We start from the raw sequence: 22,850 nt of genomic DNA on the forward strand, positions 1-22,850 counted from the left end.
TCACGTGGGCCGCGGTCGCGAGTGGCACTCCGCGGCCGATCGCCCGGTCGGCCGCGCGGGCAGGTGGGTCCGGTGCCAGAGCTCGAACTGCATCAGGGTCCAGATGCGGTTGGAGTGATCCCGGCCGGCGGCGTGCTCGGCGAGTAGGCGGGCGACGGCCCGCGGGGCGAAGATCCCCCGGTCACGGGCGGTGGCGTCGGCGAGCAGGTCATGGGCCAAGGGGCGCAGCCCGGTTCTGAGCCAGGAGGCCAGGGGCACCCCGAACCCCATCTTCGGGCGCTTCAGCAGGTGCGCGGGCAGCCAGTCCGCCATGGCGCGCTTGAGGAGATACTTCGTCGTCCCGCCGCGGATCTTCAACTCGCCGGGCAGACCCGCGGCCCACTCCATCAGGACATGGTCCAAGAAGGGCGAGCGTGCCTCCAGCGAACAGGCCATCGTGCTGATGTCGGACTTCACCAGCAGATCCCCGGGCAGGTAGGTGTTGACGTCGACGTCCATGAACCGGGTGAGGTCACAGCCGGCGGACGACTCCTCGAAGGCCCGCTCGACGATGGCCCCGCTGCGGACACCCGCCACCCGGCCGCGCTGCCACGGGGTGTAGACCTTCCGCTTCTGCTCCTCGGTGAAATAGGACATCAGACGTGTGTACCTGCCGGCCGCCGACAGCCCGGCCAGCTCCATGCTCCACCCCGCCCTGCGCAGCAACGACCCCTGGCGTGACAGGGCTCGCAGGTTCCTGCCCGCCGCGCCCAGCAGCGGCGACGCCGCCGACGGCGCCCGTAGCCAGGAGCTCCGCTGCAGCAGCGCGTAGCGGCGGTAGCCGCCGAAGGACTCGTCTCCACCGTCGCCGTTGAGCACCACCGTCACCTCCCGGCTGCTCATCTTGGCCACCAGGAAGGTGGGGATCGCCGAGGAGTCGGCGAACGGCTCGTCGAAGTGCCAGGCCAGGGCGGGCAGCACGTCCAGCGGGGAGGCGGACAGGACCATCTCCGAATGGTCGGTGCCGTAAAGGGCGGCCACCTCCCTGGCATGCTCCCGCTCGTCGAAACCGGCTTCTTCGAAGCCGACGCAGAACGTGCGGACCGGGTGCGGGGACTGCCGCGCCATCGCCGCGACGACCGCCGAGGAGTCGATCCCCCCGGACAGGAAGGCGCCGATCGGGCGCTCGCCGGCCATCCGCAGCCGGGTGGTCTCCAACAGCAGCTCGCGCAGCCGCTCGGCCTCCTCCTCCGCGGCGGCGGCCGGGCGGGGGGTGGCGTCCAGCCGCCAGTAGCGGTCGACGTGGACGCGGCCGTCCTGCCACACCAGAGTCGAGCCCGGCGGAAGCTTGCCGATGCCTTCGAAGATCGACCAGGGGGCCGGAACGTACTGGAACGTCAGGTAGTGATGGAGGGCGACCGGGTCGATCTCGCCGCGCCACCGCGGGTCGCGGACCAGCGCCTTCAGTTCGGAGGCGAAACGCAGCGAGCCGGAGCGCATTCCCCAGTAGAGCGGCTTCTTGCCCACCCGGTCGCGGGCCAGCAGCAGCCTGCGCCCGCGCCCGTCCCACAGGGCGAAGGCGAACATGCCGCGCAGGCGGTGCACGAAGGCGTCCCCGTGTTCCTCGTACAGGTGGACCAGGCACTCGGAGTCGCCGTTCGCGGTCAGGCGGTGCCCTCGGGCCAGTAGCTCGGCGCGCAGTTCGGCGAAGTTGTAGATCTCGCCGTTGAACACCGCGACGATCGTGCCGTCCTCGCTGTAGACGGGTTGGTCCCCACCGGCCATGTCGACGACGGCCAGACGGCGCATCCCGAGCACGGCCGAGGGCTCCACGTGCAGGCCGCTCCCGTCAGGACCGCGGTGCGCGATCGTCTCGCACATGCCGCGGACCGTCTCCGGATCCACCCCATCCGGGCAGACGGCCCCGGCTATCCCGCACATCGCTCCTCCAGAAGACGCCGGTACAGAACCAGGTGCCGGTCAATCATGGAATCCACGCCGAGGTTGTCCATCGCCCACGCGCGCGCGGCGACGCCGAGGGAGGCGCTCAGGTGAGGGTCGCGCAGCACGCGCTCCAGGGCGTCGGCCAACGCCGGCGGATCCGCGGGCGGAACCAGCAGACCACGCCCGCTCAGCAGCTCGCGGGTCCCGCCCACCGCGGTGGCGACGATCGGCTTGCCCGCCGCCATCGCCTCCATGACCGCGTTGCTCATCCCCTCGTAGAGCGAGGCGAGCACCACCGCCGACGCCCGGTTCATCAGGGCCTCGATGTCCCTGCGCAGACCCAGAAGGCGCAGGTCCACACCCAGGTTCGCCGCCTGCCGCAGCAGGGCGTCGCGCTCGGGCCCCTCTCCCGCGAGCACCAGCGTGCACGGTGTGCCCCGTGCGGCCAGCAGCGCGACGGCCTCGATGAGAAAACGGTGCCCCTTGTGCGTCTTCAGATTGGCCACACAGCACACGACCGGCAGGTCGGTGACGATCCGGGCCGGGGTGCCGGGTACGAAGGCCGACTCGGGCAGGCCGTTGTAGATCACACTGAGTTTCCCGGGGACGATGCCCTCCACCCTCCTGGTGTCCTCGGCCACGGCCACGGCGTTGGCCACCACGTGCCGCGTCAGCCGGGTGGCGACGCGTTCCAGCGCGTAGACCCAGCGCCGGGCCCGCTTGAAGTCGCTCAGGCTGCGCCGCCCCGCCACCACGACGGGCACCCGGGCGAGCCAGGCGATCGGGGCGCCGATCACATAGCCGTGGTACAGGAAGGCGTGCAGCACATCCGGCCTGAGCCGCCGGATCAATCGGATGAGGCGCACCGCCGCGAGCAGATTGCGGGGAAGGGCCATGGGGCCCATCGACATCCCGGTGAACCCGGCGTTGTGCACGTGAACGCCTGCGAGCTCAAGCGCGTCACGGTAGGGCCCGTCCGAGTGCAACGTCACCACATCAACCGCCACACCGCTGCGGAACAGCCCCGTGGCCAGGAGGAAGACCTGCTTCTCGGTGCCCCCGACCCTCAACTGCCCGATCAGCAGCATGACACGACGTGGTCCGCTGGGTGCCGCTGTCATAGATGAGCTCACCTTGTGACTACTCTTCACTTTCGTGATCTTACTTTGAGTGATCGCCGCTGGTGTGCGGGAACCGCCCAGACCGGCGAGCGTGTCACGGAGAGGAATTCCGGATGCGTCCACTCCCGTGAGGAACGCCGGAACGGAGGCCTGCGACCTCCCCGCGAACGGCGCGATTCAGCCCGTGCGGCGCACCGGCGTGGCGCTGACCAGGGTGGTGCGCCGCGCGCGGGCGATGGGGGCCGCGGAGCTCAGGCCGGCAGGGCCGCGAGCAGGAAGGCCAGCCGCGCGGCGGCGTCCTCGATGTTGTCGGTGCTGCCCAGCCGGTAGCCCCACGAGGTGATGAAGCCCCCATCCTGGGAGCACGTCACGGTCTCGACGAGCGTGTTGCTGAAGCGGTTGCGGACGCACACGTAAGCGGGGTCCCCGAACGACATCCTCTGCACGGACAGGTCCGCGTGCCGCCGTGTGGCAGCGGCGAACCTCTCCAGACAAGACAGCGTGTCCAGCATCGTGTGTCACCTCCGTCTCGACAGAGAATTGCACGATCTTGGGAGGTTAATCAAGCAATTGCGGGGATTAATCCGCGGATTGTCGCGCGAAGTCCTCCAGCACCCGGACGATCACCGCTCTGGCGGCCTCCCGGAAGGCCGCGATCTCGTAGAACTCCTCGAAGGCCCGCTCGTAGAAGGCGATGTCGTCCGGGTCGCGCAGGATCAGGTCCCGGGTCCTCGTGGGCACCGCGACCTGATCGCTGTCATAGATCCAGAAGCCGTTGAGCAGGGCGGAGGGGAGAGGGGCCTCGAAGGGGACCACGCCGAACTCCACGTTCGGCAGCGCGGTCACCGCGAGCAGCCGGTCGAGCTGGCCGCGCATCACGTCCAGCGGGGCCAGGCGGTAGCGGAGCACGGCCTCGGGCAGGATGAACCGGAACTTCTTGGTCTGGTCGTAGAGGATCTCCTGGCGCTGCATGCGCACCCTGATGGCGGCGTCGATCTCGTCGGGCGCGTTGTAGAGGCGTTTGATCCGGGTGAAGATGCTGCGGGCGTACTCGGTGGTCTGCAGCAGGCCGACGACCACCCCCGGCTCGAACACCCGGAACAGGGTGGTCCGCAGCTCCAGGTCGCGGATGTCCTCCTGGAGCGCGGCCAGCCCGCTGCGGTGCCGCTGCCGCCAGGAGTCCTGCCGCTCCAGCAGGCCGGACGCCTGCTCGATCAGCTCCTCGACGATCTCGGGGGCGGCCTGGACGGCCCGCCCCCACTGGGTGATGTCGTCCTCGGTGGCGGTCTGGCGGGCGTTCTCGATCCGGGAGACCTTCGAGGCCTGCCACCTCAGCCGCTCGGCCAGCTCCTTGCCGGACAGATGGGCCGCCTCCCGCAACTGCTTGAGCTGTACGCCCAGGTCGGCCCTGACCTGCTGGAACCCGCTCACCCGATCTCCTTTGCCGGACATGTGAGCGCCGGCGCCGTCGTGCTCGCGGGTCCGCTCGCTCACGCGACCTCCCGCATGGTGCGCATGAGGCTAGCCCCGGGCGGCGGGTCATGCCATAGAGGTCTCCTCAATCGTGATCAATATTTACAGAAGCACCCGGCGGGCGATGTCCACGAGAAGCTCTCTGGGGACCTCCACCGCGCTCTCGCCGTCCAGGACGTGACGCAGGTCACCCAGGGCCTCGGCGTCGGTGACGTGCAGGCCCTGGACGACGATGGTGCCGTGGTCGGTCTCGTAGAGCGACGGGCAGGCGCCCGCTTCCGAAGTGGAGCCAAGAAACCGCAAACGCATGACTGATTCCTTCCCCGAGCCAGCCTCATGATGCAATTGCGGGCAATCCTAGAGTTCGGAAGGTTACATGGGGGTTTCAATCACCAAATTATGCATATTTCGCCCATCCGGTAGTGGGCGGCGGCTCGGAGGCGGGGTCCGTACGGCGCGCCCTCACATGAGACTCCGGGCACGGGCGAACAGGCTCAGCGTGGTCGCGTGGAGCAGGTCTCCGATGTCCTTGGGGGCCTTGCCCCCGCACGCCCGGGCGTGGGTGCCCTCCAGGACGATGCCGAGCTTGAAACAGGCCAGCACCGTGTACCAGTCGACGGCCGACACATCCCGGTCGGACAGGGCCGTGTAGCAGTCGACGATCTCCCCCGCGGCGGGCAGCCCGGGGACATGGCCGGCGAGCATGCCCCCGCCGTCCGGGGCCGGCCAGGTGGCCAGCAGCCACCCGAGGTCCAGCAGCGGATCCCCGACCGTGCACATCTCCCAGTCCACGATCGCGGCGACCCTCGGTCCGTCGTGGGCGAACATCAGGTTGGCCAGATGGTAGTCCCCGTGCATGACGCCGGGGGAGAAGCTCCGCGGCCTGTTCCGCTCCAGCCAGCCGGCGGTCTCGGCCAGGCCGGGGATCTCGGGCCCCGGATAGCCGTCGAGCGCCGCGTAGCCGTCCAGCTCGCCCATCCACCGGGGCACCTGCCGTTCCAGGAACCCCTCGGGCCGTCCGAAGCCGTCGAGGACGCGATGGTCCACCCTGCCGAGCTCGGCCAGCGCGGAGGTCGCCTCAAGTCCCATCCGGTGGCGGATCGCGGGATCGCCGGCGTGCGGCTCGGGCAGCCCCACGGTGGGGTTGAACCCCCGGACCGGCTCCATCAGATAGAAGACCGCGCCTCCCATGACCGTCTCGTCCGTGCAGGCCGCGATGAGGCGGGGCGCCGCGACCGGGGTGTCCCTGAGCGCCGCGAGCACCCGGGCCTCCCTCCGGAGCACCTCGTTGCTTGCGGCCCGCGGGTGCAGCGGCGGCCTGCGCAGAACGTAGGGCGACCCGCCCCGCTCGAAGCGGACCATGATGTTCTGCGTCCCGCCGGTCACCGGCTCGACGCACTCGAACGGCCCGTCCGGCAGCCCCCGGCCGTCCATCCACGTCCCCAGCGCGTCGAAGTCGATCGCGTTGACGTCGAGGTGCGTGGAGGTCATGCGTCCGCCCTAACCGAATGATGTTCTGTCAATGGTGAATCTACGAGCTCCCCCCGTGGGGGTCAATAGCCCGCCGCCGCGGCGACCGGCCCTTCCTGCCTGCCCGTCGAAGGCGGCTTCCGCGGCCGCGGGCCCGGTGGCGCCGCCGGGGGAAGACCGGTGCCGGACGGCACCCGTGGCGTGCGCTGCCCCCATCCCGCCCGGCCGTACGGAGCGGTCACAGCAGGGAGCGGGGAATGTCGGCGTGCCTGGCGCGGAGCTCCTCGCCGAGAGCCTTGGCCTGGGCGTCGAGGCGGGGGCTGGCGGCCACGCCCCGCCCGAGCAGGCCGTGGACGACGAAGTTGAGCGCGTGGAGGTTGGGGAGGTCGAAGCGGTCGATCTCCAGGCCGGCCGTGGCCGGGAGGAGCTCCCTGAGCCGCTCGACCGTCAGGTGGCCCGACAGCCACGCGAACTGCTCGGCCGTGCGGACCCAGACGCCCAGATTGGCGTTGCCGCCCTTGTCCCCGGAGCGGGCGCCCATGATCGTGCCCAGCGCGGTCCGCACGGCCCGGTCGCCGGCCTCGGGCCCCGGGCCGATCGGGCCCGCCCCCGGCGGCTCGGGCGCCTGGACCGGCAGCGGTGACGTGGCGGTGGCCGCCCGGGGAGCCGGGTGCTCTCCGCTGTCAGGATCGCCGCCGGGTGCCCGGTCCCCGGGCGGCCCATCGCCGGACTCCGGGCCGCCGGGCTCGCGCTCTCCGGGCGTCCCACGACCGGGCTCGCGCTCTCCGGGCGTCCCACGGCCGGGCTCCGGGCCGGCGGGTTCCGGGCCGGCGAGCTCGCGGCCGTCGAGCCAGACGCGCGCCCGGACGGTCTCCGCCGGCACGAGGGTGGGCCAGTAGACGCCGTAGGGGGAGGCGTCGCCGGGCGGGGTGAGGCCGTAGAAGCCGGGATAGCTGGCCAGGCCCGTCTCCACCACGGCGGAGGAGAAGGCGCGTCCCGCCTTCTTCCGGTCGGCGTCCATCACGGTGACGCGGAGCAGGGCGGTGCCAGGCGACGAGGGGGTGGCGCCCAGCGGGGTCAGCTCGACGTCGACCCGGTCGAAGGACTCCCTGGGGACGCGGGACCAGATGGCCTCCTGGGCCAGCCGGGCCTTGGCTTCGATCTCCAGGCCGGTCAGGACCATGGTCATGGTGTTGCGGTAACCACCCACGTAGTTGACCGCGACCTTGAGCGTGTCCGGCGGGGCCTCGCCGCGCACCCCCGAGATCCGGACCCGGTCCGGGCCCTGCTGTTCCAGGCGGATCGTGTCGAACCGCGCCACCACGTCGGGGCCCGGATACCGGGGCGAGGCGATCTCGTACAGCAGCTGCGCCGTGACCGTGCCCACCGAGACGAGCCCGCCGGTCCCGGGATGCTTGGTGATCACGCTGGATCCGTCGGACTCCAGCTCCACCAGGGGGAAGCCGCAGTGCGCCAGGTCGGGCACCTCGCCGAAGAACGCGTAGTTCCCGCCGGTCGCCTGGCAGCCGCATTCGATGACGTGCCCGGCCACCACCGATCCGGCCAGCGCGTCGTGGTCGCCGGGCCGCCAGCCGTACCGCCAGATTCCCGGCCCGGTGACCAGCGCGGCGTCCGTGACCCGGCCGGTCACCACCACATCCGCCCCGGCGGACAGGGCGGCGGCGATCGGCCGGCCCCCCAGGTAGGCGTTGGCGGTCAGCGGGGCGGCGGCCAGCCTCTCCCCGGTGTCCAGGTTCGGCGCGCCGTCCAGGTCGTGCCCCGACAGGTCGTCTCCGGTGACATGCGCCACCTTCACCGGCAGCCCGAGGCGGCCGGCCAGCTCGGCCACCGCGCCGGCGCACCCCGCCGGATCCAGCCCGCCCGCGTTGGACACGACCTTGATGCCCCGCTCCAGGCACGTCCCCAGGACCTGCTCGAGCTGCCGCAGGAAGGTCGGCGCGTAGCCGGGACGGCCCTTCAGCCGGTTGCCGGCCAGGATCAGCATGGTCAGCTCGGCGAGCCAGTCGCCGGTGAGCACGTCGATCGGACCGCCCTCGACCATCTCCCGGGCGGCCGACAGCCGGTCGCCGTAGAAGCCGGAGCAGTTGGCGATGCGCAGCATCGAGCCTCCTAGGCTTGGGGGTCCAGGGCCCGCCCCGCGGCGGGGCGGGGGGCTACGTCAGGCCTCCGGAACCGGCACGCGGCGGGGCGGGGGCGATGTCAGGCCTCCGGAACCGGCGGGCGGCCTCAGGCCCTCAGGCCCTCAGGCCCTCAGGCCCTCAGGACCCGGGGATCCAGGACGCGGGCCGTTTCTCCATGAAGGCGGCGATGCCCTCCTGGCCCTCGGCGGAGGTGAAGCGCCGGGCCGACAGCTCGGCCATCCGGCGCAGGCCCTCCTCCACCGGCAGCGCGGGCACGGTCCGCACGAGCTGCTTGGTCAGCGCCAGCGCCTCGGGCCCCCCGCGCAGCAGCATGCCGGTGTAGTGGGCGACCGTCGCGTCCAGGTCCTCCTCCGGCACGGCACGGGTGAGCAGGCCGATCTCCTGCGCGCGGGCGGCGTCGAAGGTCTCCCCGGTGAGCAGGTACTCGGCCGCGGCCCGGGGGTCCAGCCGCCGCAGCACGGTCACCGAGATCATCGCGGGGACGACGCCGAGCCGTACCTCGGTGAACGCGAACGACGCCGTGTCCGGCGCGATCGCGAAGTCGCAGGCCGCCACCAGGCCCAGCCCTCCGGCGCGCGCGGTGCCGTTCAACCGGCAGACGACCGGCTTGGGGCTCTCCCAGATCAGGTTCATGATCTCCGGGAACGAGGCGGTCACCGGAGCCTCGTGCGCGCTGCCCGGCTCGATCCGCTGCTCCTTGAGGTCCGCGCCGGCGCAGAACACCGGCCCGGTCCCGGTGAGCACGATGACCCGCACACTCTCCTCGGCGAGCGCCCAGTTGAGCCGGTCCTCCAGGTCGCCCAGCAGCCGCACCGACAGCGCGTTGCGGTTGCGCGGGGAGTCCATCGTGATCGTCGCGACCCCGCCGGACACCTCCCTGTGCACCAGGCGTTCCACTGGCCAGCCCCCGTCGGTGTTCATGCTCGCTCCTCGATGACGGCCAGTACGGCCTCCGCCTCGACCTGCCGGCCCGGCGCCACGTTCAACGCGGACACCGTGCCCGCCGCCGGGGCGGTGATCTGATGTTCCATCTTCATGGCCTCCAGCACCACGACCACCTGGCCCGTGGTGACGTGCTCGCCCGATTTCACCTCGACGCGGAGCACGGTACCGGGCATCGGCGCCAGCAGGGAGCCCGGCGCCACACGTGTGGCCGGTTCGGGGAGCCGGTCCAGCGGCGTGAGCCGTACGGGGCCGAGAGGGGAGTCCACGTGGGTCACGCCGTCATAGCGGGCCACGGCGAACCTGCGCCGCACGCCGGAGGTCTCCAGGACGACCAGGTCGGGCGTGGCGCCGACCAGGACCGTGTCGGGGAAGCCGTCGGCCCGCAGGCCGTCACGGGTGATCCGGTAGGAGACCTCCGCCTCCTCGAAGGCCGCGCGCTGCGGCTGTGACACCACGTTCCGCCACCCGCTGGGCAGCCCGGCCTGCACGGTCGCCGCCGCCCGGCCCGCCGCCGCCTGGGCGAGGGCCGCGGCGAGGGCGGACAGGCGTACGGCGCCCGGCCCGGCGGCCAGAGCGTCGCGGTGTTCGGCGAGGAAGCCGGTGTGGGTGTCTCCCGCGAGGAACGCCTCATGGCGCAGGACCCCGACCAGGAGGTCCCGGTTGGTGACGGGCCCGTGGATCCTCGCGTTCGACAGGGCGGCGGCGAGCCTCCTGACGGCGTCGGCACGGCAGGCTCCGTAGGAGATGACCTTGGCGAGCATCGGGTCGTAGTGGACGCCGATCTCGGAGCCGTCCTCGACACCGGAGTCCAGCCGGAGGCCGTGGGAGGCCCCGCGGGGCAGGGGGGAGAAGCGGGAGCTCACCCCGGGGACGTCGAAGCGGTGCAGGGTGCCGCTCTGCGGCAGCCAGTCGCGGGCGGGGTCCTCGGCGTAGAGCCGTGCCTCGACGGCGTGGCCCGACGGGGCCGGCGGAGTCTCGGGGAGCCGGGCGCCCTCGGCGATCCGGAGCTGGAGCTCGACCAGGTCGACGCCGTAGACGCACTCGGTGACCGGGTGCTCGACCTGGAGCCTGGTGTTCATCTCCAGGAAGGCGACCGTGTCGTCCTTCACCAGGAACTCGACGGTCCCGGCCCCGGCGTATCCGATCGCCTCCGCCGCCCTGACCGCCGCGTCGAACAGCCGCGTCCGCATCGCGGGGGAGATGGCCGGGGAGGGGGTCTCCTCGATCACCTTCTGGTGCCGCCGCTGGATCGAGCACTCCCGCTCGCCCAGCGTCCACACCGTCCCGTGCAGGTCGGCCAGGATCTGGACCTCGATGTGCCGGGCGTTCTCCAGCAGGGGCTCGACGAAGACCGTGCCGTCGCCGAACGCCGACTCGGCCTCCCGCCGGGCGGACTCGACCGCGCCGGGCAGGTCGCCGGCCGGCTCCACGATCCGCATCCCGCGCCCGCCGCCCCCGGCCGAGGCCTTCACCAGCAGGGGCGTCCGCCGGCCGGGCGCCGATCCGTCCGCCGGGGCGGACATGGTGTCCAGGCCCTGTTCGAGCTCGGCCGCCGAGGAGCCGGGTTCGGCGGTGAAACCCGGGAGCACCGGGACGCCGGCCCCGGCCATCAGGGCCTTCGCCCCGATCTTGGAGCCCATCGCGGCGATGGCCTCGGGGGAGGGGCCGACCCAGGTCAGGCCGGCGTCGAGCACGGCCCGCGCGAACGCCGCGTTCTCCGACAGGAAGCCGTAGCCCGGATGCACGGCGTCGGCCCCGGTCGCGAGGGCCGCGCCGACGATCGCCTCCACCGACAGGTAGGTGTCGGCGGGCCTGACCCCGGCGAGCCGTACGGCGTGGTCGGCCTCCGCCACGTGGGGTGCGGCGCCGTCCGCGTCGGAGAAGACCGCGACGGTCTCGATGCCGAGGTCGCGGCAGGTGCGGAAGACGCGGCGGGCGATCTCCCCCCGGTTGGCGACGAGAAGCCGGCTGATCATGGGCGCGCTCACATCCGGAAGACGCCGAAGCCGGCGGGCTCCGGGGCGGGGGCGTTGTTGACGGCCGACAGGCACAGGCCCAGGACGGTCCGGGTGTCGCGGGGGTCGATGACCCCGTCGTCGTAGAGCCGCCCGGACAGGAAGAACGGCAGCGACTCGGCCTCGATCTGCGCCTCGACCATCTGCCGCATCGCCGCGTCGCCCTCCTCGTCGTAGACCTGGCCCCGGGCCTCGGCGGCGCTCCGGCCGACGATGGACAGCACCCCGGCGAGCTGCGCGGGGCCCATGACGGCGGACTTCGCGCTGGGCCAGGCGAACAGGAAGCGGGGGTCGTAGGCGCGGCCGCACATGCCGTAGTTGCCCGCGCCGTAGGAGGCGCCCATGACGATCGTGATGTGCGGGACGGTCGAGTTGGACACCGCGTTGATCATCATGGCGCCGTGCTTGATGATGCCGCCCTGCTCGTAGTCCTTGCCGACCATGTAGCCGGTGGTGTTCTGCAGGAAGACCAGCGGCGTGCGCGCCTGGCCGGCGAGCTGGATGAACTGCGCGGCCTTCTGCGCCTCCTCGCTGAACAGCACGCCGCGGGCGTTGGCCAGGATGCCGACCGGGTAGCCGTGCAACCGCGCCCACCCGGTCACCAGGCTCCCGCCGTACAGGGGCTTGAACTCGTCGAAGACGCTGCCGTCCACGATCCGCGCGATCACCTCGCGCGGGTCGAAGGGGATCTTCAGGTCCTCGGGCACGATGCCCAGCAGCTCGTCCTCGTCGTACAGCGGGTCCCGTACGGCCCGGGGGAGGAGGCCCAGCTTGCGCCAGTTCAGCCCCCTGACGATCTGCCGCCCGATCCGGAGCGCGTCGTGCTCGTCGGCGGCCAGGTAGTCGGCCAGGCCGCTGACGCGGGCGTGCATCTCGGCGCCGCCCAGCGACTCGTCGTCGGACTCCTCCCCGGTGGCCATCTTGACCAGCGGCGGCCCGCCGAGGAAGACCTTCGCGCGCTCCCTCACCATGACCACGTGGTCGCTCAGTCCGGGGACGTAGGCTCCGCCGGCCGTGGAGTTGCCGAACACCAGGGCGATCGTCGGGATCCCGGCGGCCGACAGCCGGGTCAGGTCCCGGAACATCCGGCCGCCCGGGATGAAGATCTCCTTCTGCGTCGGCAGGTCGGCCCCGCCGGACTCCACCAGGTTGACCAGCGGCAGCCGGTTCTGGAAGGCGATGTCGGCGGCCCTGAGCGTCTTGCGCAGGGTCCACGGGTTGGACGCGCCGCCCCGCACGGTCGGGTCGTTGGCGCTGATCACGCACTCGACGCCCTCGATCACCCCGATCCCGGTGACGACGCTGGCCCCGACCGGGAAGTCGCTGCCCCAGCCCGCCAGCGGCGACAGCTCCAGGAAGGCCGAGTCGGGGTCGACCAGCAGCTCGATCCGCTCCCGGGCGAGCAGCTTGCCCCGCCGGCGGTGCCGCTCGACGTATTTCTCGCCGCCGCCCGCCACCGCCCTGGCCTGCTCGGCGTCCAGTTCGGCCAGCTTGGCCAGCATCGCCTCGCGCCGCGCCAGGTAGTCGTCTCCGGATGTGTCCAGCCGGCTCATGCGCCGCCTCCCTCGGTTGACGCGGACGCGGCCGGTGCGGGTCCGCCCGGCGCCGGCCCGGCCGGTGCGGCCGACGCCGGCCTCAGGCCGACGCCCCGTGCCGGGAACGTGGTGAGCGGGGCGACGCCGGCCTCCGCGCCGGCCCGCCGCGGCCGGTCGGCGCCTCGGACTTGACGATCACGTCAGTCAACGTAGCCGACAACCCGCTCCGCTGCCAGGGGGCGGTTCCGCCGCACGTCCTTCACGGCCCCGGCTCCGGGGGACGGGCGTGGAGCCGGGGCCGGACAGCCGGGTCAGCCGCAGTGGCTCCAGCCGCTCTTCCACGACAGGGAGCCGTGCGAGCCGCCCCAGATGACGCACTTCTTGACGGCGGAGAGCCGTACGGGGCCCGCGTAGGCGGTGAAGGAGCCCGGGTTGCTCCCCGACGAGCCGCCCTTCACCTGGAGCGTCGCGTTCATGCTGACCTTCGAGGGGATCACGTACTTGGCCATGGTGACGACGCAGTTCTTGCCCGCGCCGGCGCTGTAGAGCAGGTAGATGGTCGCGGCGGAGCCGAGGGCCTTGGAGTTGACCACCTTGTAGCCCGCGCCGCAGACGCCCGTCGGGGTGTAGGGGTTCGGCTTCGGCGGCGAGATCGTCTGCTTGGCGGTCGCGGAGGGCTTCGAGGTCGGCTTGGCGGTCGCTGTCGGCTTGGCCGTCGGTTTGGGGGTCGCCGTCGGTTTGGCCTCCGGGGACGGCTGGCCCGCGTCCGTCGGCTCGATCACCGAGGGCGGCTCCGAGGACTCCCCGTCCGGCTCCGACCCGCCGTCCCCGGAGCCTCCGCCCGCCTTCTTGGTCGGCCGGCTGGTCGGCCTGGCCGTCGGCTGGGAGATCATCTCGCTCGTGACCTGGACGGAAGGGGAAGGGCTCTTCCTGGGCTTGGGGGACTCCCACGCCGCGGGCGGGTCGTCCGGGGTGAGCGCCGGGTCCGACTCCTCCGCCTCCTGGGAGGCGGGCGCCGACGCCACGGGCCGCGCCGCCGCCGCCTTCTCGCCGTTCTGCAGGACCACCACCGTCCCGCCGCCCACCACGGCCAGCGCGGCCGCTCCCGCGAGCAGGAGGCCGACCGGCCGGCGCGTCTTCTGCCGGGGCTGCGGCGCGGGAGCCTGCGGCGGGACGGTGGCCGAGGAGTCGTGCGACAGGAGAGTGGGCCCGTGCGGCGGGGCGGCGGCGGGCACCTGCGGTGCGGCGGGCGCGGGCGGCGGTGCGGCGGGCGCGGGAGTCTGGCGCCGGACCGGGGAGGCGAGCGTCGCGCCCATCAGATGGCTGACGAGCTCCTCGGCCGTGGGGCGCCGCGACGGGTCCTTGGACAGGCACGCGGCGACGAGGAGGCGCAACTGCCCCTCCAGGCCGCCCAGCTCGGGCTCCACGGTCAGGATCCGGTTCATCACCACGGCGATGGAGTCCGCGCCGAACGCGGGTCTCCCCGTCGCGGCGAAGACCATCGTGACGCCCCAGGCGAAGACGTCCGCGGCGGCCGTCACCTCGCCCTCGCTGAGCTGTTCGGGGGCCAGATAGGACGGCGTCCCCATCGCCATCCCGGTCGCGGTCACCCCGGGGGAGTCCAGCGCCCTGGCGATGCCGAAGTCGATCACCACCGGGCCCTCCGGGCCCATCAGCACGTTCGCCGGCTTGAAGTCGCGGTGCAGGATTCCCGCGCGGTGGATCGCCGACAGGGCGGTGGCCGTACTGATCGCGAGCCGTTCGAGCGCGGCGCCGCGCCGCGGGCCCTCCTTGTCGACGAGCTGGCGCAGGGAGAGGCCCGGCACGTACTCGCTCACGATGTACGGCTGGCTGCCCGCGAGGTCGGCGTGGAGCACCGAGGCGGTGCAGAACCGGGCCACCCGCTGGGCGACCGAGACCTCCCGCAGGAACCGGGTCCGGGCGTCGGGGTCGGACGCCAGGCCATGGTGGAGGAGTTTGACCGCTACCTGCTCGCCCGCCGGCCCCCGCCCCAGGTAGACGACCCCCTGGCCGCCCTCCCCGAGCCGGCCGGTCAGCTCGAACGGGCCCAGCCGCTGAGGATCCTCCGCCGACAGCGGCTGCACCATGATGCCCCCCGACAAAGCATGCAAATTGGGTTATGTGGTGTAGAACGCTACCAGCGTGGGCAGTGAGACGGGCGGTCTTCTGGGATCCGCCCCTTCCGCCGGGGCGGATCCCGGCAGATCAGCGCTCAGATGGCCTTGCCCGGATTGAGGATGCCGAGCGGGTCGAAGACTTGCTTGATCCCGTGGTGGATCTCCTCGGTGAGCGGTCCGGCCTCCAGGGAGAGCCAGCGTCGCTTCAGCAGCCCGACGCCGTGCTCGCCGGTGAGCGTGCCCCCCATCTCCAGGGTCTCCCGGAAGACCTCGTCGGCGGCCGCCCACACGTTGGGCGGCGGTTCGGCCAGGCCGTGGTCGAAGATGAAGATCGGGTGCAGGTTGCCGTCGCCCGCGTGGGCCACCGTGGCGATCAGCACGTCGTACTTCACCGCGATGGCCTCGATCTTCTCGATCATGTACGGCAGCGCGGAGCGCGGCACGCACACGTCCTCCACCAGGCACTTGCCGAGCCGTTCCTTGGCCTGGTAGGCCATCCGCCGTACCCCGATCAGCTCCTCGGCCTCCTGCGGGGACGAGGAGACCGCCACGAAGGGGGAGCCGTTGGCGGTGCACAGTTCCGCCATCCGCTCGGAGACCGCCGTCGCGTCCGCCGCGTCCGACTGCGCGATCAGCATCGCCTGGGTGGACGCCTCCAGCCCGATGTTCCGCCAGTCGTCGATGGCCTTGAGCGTGGTCCGGTCGAGCATCTCCAGCAGCGACGGCTGGCACCCCGCGGCGATGATCGCCGCGACCGCGCGCGCCGCGTCCCTGAGGGAGGTGAACTCGGCCGCGATCGTCGCCGGATAGACGGCGGGCGCCCGGCGCAGCCGTACGGTGGCCGCGGTGATCACGCCGAGCGTCCCCTCCGAGCCGACGAACAGGCCGGTCAGGTCATAGCCCGTCACGCCCTTGACCGTGCGCCGGCCGGTGTTCAGGATCCGCCCGTCCGCCAGCACGACCTCCAGGCCCAGCGCCGAGTCGCGGGTCACGCCGTACTTGACGCACCGCAGGCCGCCCGCGTTGGTGGCCAGGTTGCCGCCGATCGTGGAGATCTCGTAGGAGGACGGGTCGGGCGCGTACATCAGCCCGTACTCGCGGGCCGCCCGGTCCAGGTCCGCGGTGATGAGGCCGGGCTCCACCACCGCGATCTCGTCGGCGGGGGAGAGCTCCCTGATCGCCTTCATCTTGTGCAGTGCCAGGACGACGCTCCCCTCGATCGCCGTCGCCCCGCCGGCCAGCCCCGTGCCGGCCCCCCGGGGAACCACCGGCACCCGGTGCTCGCTCGCCCATCTGAGGGTGGCGACGACGTCGTCGCGGGTTTCGGCCAGCACGACGGCCAGCGGCCTGCCCGGTTCGAGGAAGGTCCGGTCCCGCGCGTAGGAGTCGGTCACGTCGGGGTCCGTCAGCACCTTCTCTGGTGCGAGTGCAGCGACAAGTTCGGCGATAGCGGTCACAGGGGGACTTTACGGCCTATGGCCCGCACGGGCGGCAGAGGGCCGCCGGCTGTGACGGCCGCGTCCGGGCGCCCTGAAGGCCCGAGTCCGGAACGCCCGGTGTCTCTCCTGGAGGGCGAAGGGGAAATTTATATAAAAGAGCAGCTCTGTACCTGCTTGAGACTCTCTGCGAGGAGTGTCCGTTCCGCGGAAGTCGGGCAGAGGGTTGACAGGGTGGACGGATGGGAGAAGTCCCGCCATGTCCGGCTGACGCCAACGGGAGGGAGCCGGCTGTGACCACAGTGCAGCAACGGCCCACACTTGTGTCTACCGCCAGGGGATCGAGGCTCGCGTCGTGGCTGTCCTCGACCGACCACAAGGTCATCGGGTATCTCTACCTGATCTCTTCGTTCGTGTTCTTCCTGATCGCCGGGGTCATGGCCCTGATCATCCGGGCCGAGCTGGCCCAGCCCGGACTCCAGTTGGTCAACCCGCAGCAGTACAACCAGCTGTTCACCATGCACGGAACCCTGATGCTGCTGCTGTTCGCCACGCCGCTGTTCGCCGGATTCGCCAACGTGGTCATGCCGTTGCAGATCGGCGCGCCCGACGTGGCGTTCCCGCGCCTGAACATGGTGAGCTTCTGGCTCTTCCTGTTCGGCGGGATCATCACGCTCAGCGGCTTCGCCACCGACGGGGGCGCCGCCGACTTCGGGTGGACGGGATACGCCCCCCTGTCGGTCGCCACGTACTCCCCGCAGAGCGGCGGCAGCCTGTGGATCGTCGGCCTGGTGATGGCGGGCCTCGGCACGATCCTCGGCTCGGTCAACTTCATCACCACGATCATCTGCATGCGCGCACCCGGCATGACCATGTTCCGGATGCCGATGTTCACCTGGAACGTGCTGCTGACCGGCCTGCTCGTGCTGATCGCCTTCCCGGTGCTGGCCGCGGCCCTGCTGGCCCTGGAGGCCGACCGCGCGTTCGGCACGCACATCTACGCGCCCGAGACCGGGGGGCCGCTGCTCTGGCAGCACCTGTTCTGGTTCTTCGGCCATCCCGAGGTCTACGTCATCGCGCTGCCGTTCTTCGGCATCGTCACCGAGGTCCTCCCGGTCTTCAGCCGCAAGCCGCTGTTCGGCTACATCGGCCTCGTCGGCGCGACCATCGCCATCGCCGGTCTGTCGATCACCGTGTGGGCGCACCACATGTTCGCGACGGGCCGGGTGCTGCTGCCGTTCTTCTCCTTCATGACGTTCCTCATCGCGGTACCGACGGGGGTGAAGTTCTTCAACTGGGTCGGCACGATGTGGCGAGGGCATCTGACGTTCGAGTCGCCGATGCTGTTCTCGATCGGCTTCCTGGTCACCTTCCTGCTGGGCGGTCTGACCGGAGTCATCCTGGCCTCGCCGCCGCTGGACTTCCAGGTGACCGACTCCTACTTCGTGGTCGCGCACTTCCACTACGTCGTCTTCGGCACGGTGGTGTTCGCGATGTTCGCGGGCTTCTACTTCTGGTGGCCCAAGATGACCGGCAAGATGCTCAACGACACCCTGGGCAAGGTGCACTTCTGGCTGCTGTTCATCGGCTTCCACACCACCTTCCTGGTCCAGCACTGGCTCGGCGCCGAGGGCATGCCGCGCCGTTACGCCGACTACAGCGCGATCGACGGCTTCACCGGCCTGAACCTGGTCTCCTCGATCGGCGCCCTCATTCTCGGCGTCTCCACGCTGCCGTTCCTCTACAACGTGTGGGTGACCAGCCGGCACGCACCGAAGGTCACCAGGGACGACCCGTGGGGCTTCGGCAACTCGCTGGAGTGGGCGACCTCCTGCCCGCCGCCGCGGCACAACTTCGTCTCGCTGCCGCGCATCCGGTCCGAGCGCCCGGCCTTCGACCTGCACCATCCCCGGGTGGAGGCCCAGCCGCGCCAGCTCGACCCGACCGCGCCCGCCGAGGAGATCTGAAGGCATCCCCGCCCCGCCGGCCGGCGCTTCTCCCGGAGCCGGCCGGCGCCTGCCCCCCGCCGTCCGCGTCCGGCGCCCTTCCCGGAGCCGTCCGGTGCTTCTCCCGCGGACGTCCGGCGCCTGCCCGCCGTCCGTGTCCGGTGCCCGTTCGGCGTCCGTCCGGCCTCCCGGGGATATGGCCGGCGCCATAAGACCGGGTTATGCATCCGCGTTATGCATTCGCTCCCGTGCGGCGTGATCGGGGCCGGTCGTCCGGCGTCGCCCGCCGGGTCCATTTCACGTCCACGGCGATGTGCCCGTCCGCCCTGTGATCCGGCTTCACCGTGCTGACCTGCCATGGAGCGGTCGCCGACGGCGTTGGAGTGGAAATCATCACCATTTTCTAACAAACGACCATTTATTGCAGTTTGACAACATCATTTGGCGGCTTTACTGCCGCTTTACCTTCTCGTCTAACGTCCCGCTCGGCGCGTGCATCAGGCGCGCCGGGGACGTCCGCGCCCGGCGAACCCGGGCAGGGAGGGTATGCGTTGTCCAGCAGAGGCAGAGGCGTCGGCAAACGCCTTCTCGCGATAGTGCCCGTGGTCGGCCTGGCCGCCGCGGGACTGGCGATAGGCGGTACGTCGGCGGATGCCGACACCTCGGCCGCGCGGTATCAGCCGACCGCGGCCGACTACTACATCAACTACACGCCTCCGAGGGACGAGCCGGAGGTCGACGACCCGGCCGCGCCCAACGCCAAGGCGCGCAAGGTCAGCCCGTCCAAGAAGATCCAGCAGAAGTTCTCCGGCGGCAACCCCACCGCCGCGCGGGTGCTGGCCGCCCGCGAGGCCGAGGCGATCCGGACCGGGCTCAACCCCGCGGACTTCCTGTTCAAGAAGGCGAAGACCACCACGTCGGCCAAGCTGCTGACCTTGCTGGTGGAGTTCGACGACAAGGCCAACGACGACTTCTCCGGCTTCGTCCGCCCGCCGGACGCGCGGAGCGAGGACCCCGCCGAGTGCGTCACCGAGCCGCCGGGCACGCTGCTCAACGGCCCGCTGCACAACAAGATCCCCGACCCCGCGTCGCTGCCCCGCAAGGACAACAACAGCTTCTGGGTGCCGGACTTCAGCCCCGAGCACTTCAACAAGATGCTCTACAGCAAGGAAGGCATCACCCAGCGCGTCCGCCCCGACCTGACCGACCCCCGGGACGGGCGCAAGGGCATCGACATCTCCAAGCACACCATGAAGAACATGTACGAGGAGATGTCCAAGGGCGCCTACACGGTCTCCGGGCAGGCGAGCCCGTGGATCAAGGTCCCGCACTCCGAGGCCTACTACGGCGCGCGCGCCTGCGGCAAGGAGATCCAGGACATGAGCGGCCACCCGAGCAACCCGCTCGGCCCCGGCCAGCTCGCCATCGACGCGGTGAACACCCTGGCCGCCGCCGACCCGAACTTCCCCTGGGCCGACTACGACGTCGAGGACGTCGCCGACTCCGACGGCGACGGCAACTTCGCCGAGCCGGACGGGGTGGTCGACCACCTCGTGCTGGTCCACGCCGGCAAGGACAAGTCCTCCGACGGCGGCGCCGAGGGCCCCTACGCGATCTGGGCGCACTCCAGCGCGGTCGCGGGCGGCTACCAGGTCCCCGGCAAGAGCGTGAAGATCTCCAACTACATCGTGCAGCCGGAGGACTCCGGCGTCGGCGTCTTCGCCCACGAGTACGGCCACGACCTCGGCCTGCCGGACCTCTACGACACCAGCGGCCAGGCCTCCTCGGCCGTCGACTTCTGGGACCTGATGTCCAGCGGCTCGCACAGCGGCCCGATCTTCCAGTCGATGCCGACCCACATGGGTCTGTGGGACAAGTGGATCCTCGGCTGGGCCAACCCCAAGGTCTTCAACCCCGGCGACCGCGCCCGCGCGGTGACGGTGGGCCAGACCTCGCGCACGCCCAAGCTGACCGAGGACGGCCTCCGGGTCAACCTGACCAGCGCGCCGCTGGCGATGGTCGAGCCGCACAGCGGCACCAAGACGCTCTGGTCCAACCTCGACCAGGAGTGGGCCGACGCCAAGATCACCCGTGACGTCCAGGTGCCCGCCGGGACCGACGTGAAGTTCTGGCTCTGGAACAACTACGAGATCGAGGAGGACTGGGACTTCGGCTTCGTCGAGGTCTCCGCCGACGGCGGCGCGACCTACGCCCAGCAGAAGGTCTACACCGAGGGCGGCGCCCTGGTCTCCACCGACGACGGCTACCCGGACCCGAACAAGAACCTCGTCAAGTTCGGCAACAAGAAGTACGGCCTCACCGGCAACACCGACGGCTGGCGGCACGACTACGTCGACCTGGCCCCGTTCGCCGGCAAGACCGTCAAGCTCCGGCTGACCTACGACACCGACGCGGCCTTCTCCCCGCGCGGCTGGCACGCCGACGACTTCTCCCTCACCAACGGCGCCCAGACCGTCTGGAGCGACGACGTCGAAGGCGGCCTCAACGGCTGGACGCCGAGCGGTGGCACCTTCACCAACACCCACGGCCAGGGCTGGGTCGTCAACGACGGCCAGCGTGAGGTCTCGCGGTTCTACCTCGCCGAGTGGCGCAACTTCGACGGCTTCGACAAGGGCCTGCAGCACGCCTACGACACCAACTACTCCCGCGACGGGGCGTGGAAGGTCGAGAAGTTCAAGTACAACGCCCCGGGCCTGCTGGTCTGGTACCGCGACTCGACCTTCGTCAACAACTCGCTGATCAACAACCTCGAACTGCCGCCGAGCATCGGCTCCAAGGGCACCCTGATGATCGTCGACTCGCACTACGAGCCGCTCCGCCGTACCGGTGTGGCGGCGGAGAAGGACGGCGAGCTCAGGGACAACCTGCAGGGACGCGTCCAGACCGGCAACGCGGCCTTCTCCTTCGGCAAGACCTACCCCTTCACCGAGTGCGTGGAGGCCGCGGGCGAGCCGTTCAGTGAGTACTGCACCAAGATTGGCGCGCAGCGCGGGGTTCCGGAGTTCACCGACGCCAAGACCTGGTATCCGGGCATGGAGATCCGTAACGGGGCGCTCGGCTACCGCGACTTCGACGCCTCGGTGGTCGTCCCGTCCAAGGGCGACCAGCCCTACAGCACCCGGGTCGTCAACGTCGACGGCACCCCGGCCACCGAGCTGTACGGCACCGACCTCGGCGGCGGCCACGTCCTCGGCACCGGCAACCCCGGCGACGAGGGCAAGGCGCTGGGCGTGAAGTTCCAGCTGCTCACCCCGCTCCCGGGCAACCTCGGCGCGGTCGTCTACGTGACCCCGCCCAAGAAGTAGTCCCGGTCCGCCGGTCGCGGCCCCCTCCGTGAGGGAGACGCCGCCGGCGGATCGACCGGAACGACGGCGGCCCCGTGATCACATGTGTGATCACGGGGCCGCCGCCGGTCCGCCGGCAGTGTCCCACCGGCGGATCGGCCCTACGATTCGTAGGGAACACTCGATCGAAAAGGGGCAGTGTGGGAGAGCTTCGCAGCAAGTCCGAGCACACCGAGGCCGTCCGGACCGGACGCCGGATCTGCGTGGTGGTCAACACGCGGTCGCGCCGTGGCCGCCACCTCTACCCCGAGGTGGTCCGCACGCTCCGGGCCGAGGGCTTCGAGCCGATCCGCCTGTACCCCCTGGACGATCCCAGGCGCCTGCGTGCCACGCTGGAGGCGGCCCTGGACGCCAAGCCTGACCTGCTCGTCGTGGGCGGCGGCGACGGCACCCTCAGCGCCGCCGTCAAGCACGTCGCCCACCGCGACGTCGCCCTCGGCGTGCTGCCGCTGGGGACCACCAACAACTTCGCCCGCAGCCTCGGCCTCCCGCTCGACCTGCCCGGCGCGATCCGGGTGTTCCACACCGGCAAGGTCGCCGACATCGACCTGGGGATCGCCGGCGACCGGGAGTTCGCCAACCTGGCCAGCTTCGGCGTCTCCGTCGAGGTGGCCGGCAAGGTCAAGCCCTGGCTCAAGCGCGTCCTCGGCCGTGCGGCCTACCCGCTCACCGCCCTGACGATCCTCCCCCACCACCAGCCGTTCCGCGCCTTCATCACGGTGGACGGCCACCGCCACGAGCTGCTCACCCACCAGCTCAACATCGCCAACGGCCGCTTCCACGGCGGCTGGCAGGTGGCCAAGGACATCAGCATCGACAACGGCCGGCTGGTCGCCTACCAGCTCGGCTCGGGCAAGCGCCTGAGGCTGCTGCTGGAGACCCTGACCCGGGCCACCACCGGCCGCTGGAGCAGCCTGGCGGGCGGCCCCTTCGTGGTCGGCCGGGAGATGCTGCTGGAGACCGAGCCCCCGATGGCCGCCGACGTCGACGGTGAGGTCCGCCTGATGACCCCCATCACGATCCGGACCGTCCCCAACGGCCTGCGGGTGATGGTCCCCGACCACTTCGTCGACTCCTGACCCGGTTCCCGGTGTCCGGCCCCTGATTGGGGCCGGGCATGGGGGGTAGGCGGTCATCCTGAGGGGTTGGAGGAGACATGGCATCTCTGGTGGACCGTATCCGGAGCTATCTGAGCAGCCCGCAGGGGCGGAGAAACGTCGAGAAGGCCAAGACGATGGCCCGTGACCCGCGCAACCAGCGCAGGCTGCGGGAGTTCATGAACCGTTTCCGCTCCGGCGGCTCCAGGCACTAGGCGAGCGGC

At 71.2% G+C, this 22,850-nt stretch carries 16 protein-coding genes; 4 read left to right on the forward strand and 12 right to left on the reverse strand.

What is annotated here, in order from left to right; all coding sequences use genetic code 11:
- The 12 genes from asnB to BM085_RS09315 form a co-directional block, all read right to left on the reverse strand.
- Entirely contained in the window at nt 1-1,860 is a 1,860-nt protein-coding gene (gene asnB, locus BM085_RS09260; RefSeq protein ID WP_245789218.1) for an asparagine synthase (glutamine-hydrolyzing), read from the reverse strand.
- Nucleotides 1,861-1,907: 47 nt separating this feature from the next.
- A complete protein-coding gene (locus tag BM085_RS09265; RefSeq protein ID WP_093886605.1) occupies nt 1,908-3,044 on the reverse strand; it encodes a glycosyltransferase in 1,137 nt (378 codons plus the stop codon).
- 251 nt (nt 3,045-3,295) lie between these two features.
- Entirely contained in the window at nt 3,296-3,556 is a 261-nt protein-coding gene (locus BM085_RS09270) for a hypothetical protein (RefSeq protein WP_093886606.1), read from the reverse strand.
- Nucleotides 3,557-3,623: 67 nt separating this feature from the next.
- The gene (locus tag BM085_RS09275; RefSeq protein WP_245789219.1) at nt 3,624-4,538 is read right to left on the reverse strand and encodes a helix-turn-helix domain-containing protein; all 915 of its coding nucleotides are present in this window, start codon (nt 4,536-4,538) and stop codon (nt 3,624-3,626) included.
- An 81-nt stretch (nt 4,539-4,619) separates the two neighbouring features.
- Nucleotides 4,620-4,826, reverse strand: a complete 207-nt coding sequence (locus tag BM085_RS09280) for a hypothetical protein (protein WP_012892818.1) — start codon at nt 4,824-4,826, stop codon at nt 4,620-4,622.
- A 153-nt stretch (nt 4,827-4,979) separates the two neighbouring features.
- A complete protein-coding gene (locus tag BM085_RS09285; protein ID WP_093886607.1) occupies nt 4,980-6,008 on the reverse strand; it encodes a phosphotransferase family protein in 1,029 nt (342 codons plus the stop codon).
- A 217-nt stretch (nt 6,009-6,225) separates the two neighbouring features.
- The gene (locus BM085_RS09290) at nt 6,226-8,109 is read right to left on the reverse strand and encodes an acyclic terpene utilization AtuA family protein (RefSeq protein WP_093886608.1); all 1,884 of its coding nucleotides are present in this window, start codon (nt 8,107-8,109) and stop codon (nt 6,226-6,228) included.
- A gap of 157 nt (nt 8,110-8,266) precedes the next feature.
- Nucleotides 8,267-9,070: an enoyl-CoA hydratase-related protein gene (locus tag BM085_RS09295; RefSeq protein ID WP_093886609.1), complete on the reverse strand. Its 804-nt coding sequence runs from the start codon at nt 9,068-9,070 to the stop codon at nt 8,267-8,269.
- Nucleotides 9,067-11,070, reverse strand: coding sequence for an ATP-binding protein (locus BM085_RS09300; protein WP_093886610.1), 2,004 nt, complete (start codon nt 11,068-11,070; stop codon nt 9,067-9,069). Before BM085_RS09300 ends, BM085_RS09295 begins: the two co-directional genes overlap by 4 nt.
- Nucleotides 11,071-11,078: 8 nt before the next feature.
- On the reverse strand, nt 11,079-12,662 hold the full coding sequence (locus BM085_RS09305; RefSeq protein ID WP_093886611.1) for an acyl-CoA carboxylase subunit beta: 1,584 nt from the start codon (nt 12,660-12,662) through the stop codon (nt 11,079-11,081).
- 293 nt (nt 12,663-12,955) lie between these two features.
- Nucleotides 12,956-14,752 carry a serine/threonine-protein kinase gene (locus BM085_RS09310; RefSeq protein ID WP_245789220.1) on the reverse strand — a complete coding sequence of 599 codons (1,797 nt, stop codon included), beginning with the start codon at nt 14,750-14,752 and terminating at the stop codon, nt 12,956-12,958.
- Between the two features lie 125 nt (nt 14,753-14,877).
- On the reverse strand, nt 14,878-16,239 hold the full coding sequence (locus tag BM085_RS09315; RefSeq protein ID WP_093886612.1) for an FAD-binding oxidoreductase: 1,362 nt from the start codon (nt 16,237-16,239) through the stop codon (nt 14,878-14,880).
- Nucleotides 16,240-16,460: 221 nt separating this feature from the next.
- On the opposite strand from BM085_RS09315, the gene ctaD reads away from it, so the two are divergent.
- The 4 genes from ctaD (at nt 16,461) to BM085_RS44290 (ending at nt 22,841) form a co-directional block, all read left to right on the forward strand.
- Nucleotides 16,461-18,185 (forward strand): aa3-type cytochrome oxidase subunit I, encoded by a 1,725-nt coding sequence (ctaD, locus tag BM085_RS09320; protein WP_425443262.1) that lies wholly within the window; start codon nt 16,461-16,463, stop codon nt 18,183-18,185.
- Nucleotides 18,186-18,715: 530 nt separating this feature from the next.
- Nucleotides 18,716-21,490 (forward strand): immune inhibitor A domain-containing protein, encoded by a 2,775-nt coding sequence (locus BM085_RS09325; protein WP_093886614.1) that lies wholly within the window; start codon nt 18,716-18,718, stop codon nt 21,488-21,490.
- 179 nt (nt 21,491-21,669) lie between these two features.
- Nucleotides 21,670-22,608, forward strand: a complete 939-nt coding sequence (locus tag BM085_RS09330) for a diacylglycerol/lipid kinase family protein (RefSeq protein ID WP_093886615.1) — start codon at nt 21,670-21,672, stop codon at nt 22,606-22,608.
- Between the two features lie 77 nt (nt 22,609-22,685).
- Nucleotides 22,686-22,841: a hypothetical protein gene (locus tag BM085_RS44290; protein WP_156056206.1), complete on the forward strand. Its 156-nt coding sequence runs from the start codon at nt 22,686-22,688 to the stop codon at nt 22,839-22,841.
- Nucleotides 22,842-22,850: the final 9 nt, after the last annotated feature.

The organism is Streptosporangium canum (genome assembly GCF_900113865.1).
In the GTDB taxonomy this organism is placed as follows: domain Bacteria; phylum Actinomycetota; class Actinomycetes; order Streptosporangiales; family Streptosporangiaceae; genus Streptosporangium; species Streptosporangium canum.

Excerpts from the sequence above, each read along its gene's own strand:
- asnB (WP_245789218.1), bottom strand. The coding sequence starts at position 1,860 with ATGTGCGAGACGATCGCGCACCGCGGTCCTGACGGGAGCGGCCTGCAC.
- BM085_RS09265 (WP_093886605.1), bottom strand. The coding sequence starts at position 3,044 with ATGACAGCGGCACCCAGCGGACCACGTCGTGTCATGCTGCTGATCGGG.
- BM085_RS09270 (WP_093886606.1), bottom strand. The coding sequence starts at position 3,556 with ATGCTGGACACGCTGTCTTGTCTGGAGAGGTTCGCCGCTGCCACACGG.
- BM085_RS09280 (WP_012892818.1), bottom strand. The coding sequence starts at position 4,826 with ATGCGTTTGCGGTTTCTTGGCTCCACTTCGGAAGCGGGCGCCTGCCCG.
- BM085_RS09285 (WP_093886607.1), bottom strand. The coding sequence starts at position 6,008 with ATGACCTCCACGCACCTCGACGTCAACGCGATCGACTTCGACGCGCTG.
- BM085_RS09290 (WP_093886608.1), bottom strand. The coding sequence starts at position 8,109 with ATGCTGCGCATCGCCAACTGCTCCGGCTTCTACGGCGACCGGCTGTCG.
- BM085_RS09295 (WP_093886609.1), bottom strand. The coding sequence starts at position 9,070 with ATGAACACCGACGGGGGCTGGCCAGTGGAACGCCTGGTGCACAGGGAG.
- BM085_RS09300 (WP_093886610.1), bottom strand. The coding sequence starts at position 11,070 with ATGATCAGCCGGCTTCTCGTCGCCAACCGGGGGGAGATCGCCCGCCGC.
- BM085_RS09305 (WP_093886611.1), bottom strand. The coding sequence starts at position 12,662 with ATGAGCCGGCTGGACACATCCGGAGACGACTACCTGGCGCGGCGCGAG.
- BM085_RS09310 (WP_245789220.1), bottom strand. The coding sequence starts at position 14,752 with ATGGTGCAGCCGCTGTCGGCGGAGGATCCTCAGCGGCTGGGCCCGTTC.
- ctaD (WP_425443262.1), top strand. The coding sequence starts at position 16,461 with ATGGGAGAAGTCCCGCCATGTCCGGCTGACGCCAACGGGAGGGAGCCG.
- BM085_RS44290 (WP_156056206.1), top strand. The coding sequence starts at position 22,686 with ATGGCATCTCTGGTGGACCGTATCCGGAGCTATCTGAGCAGCCCGCAG.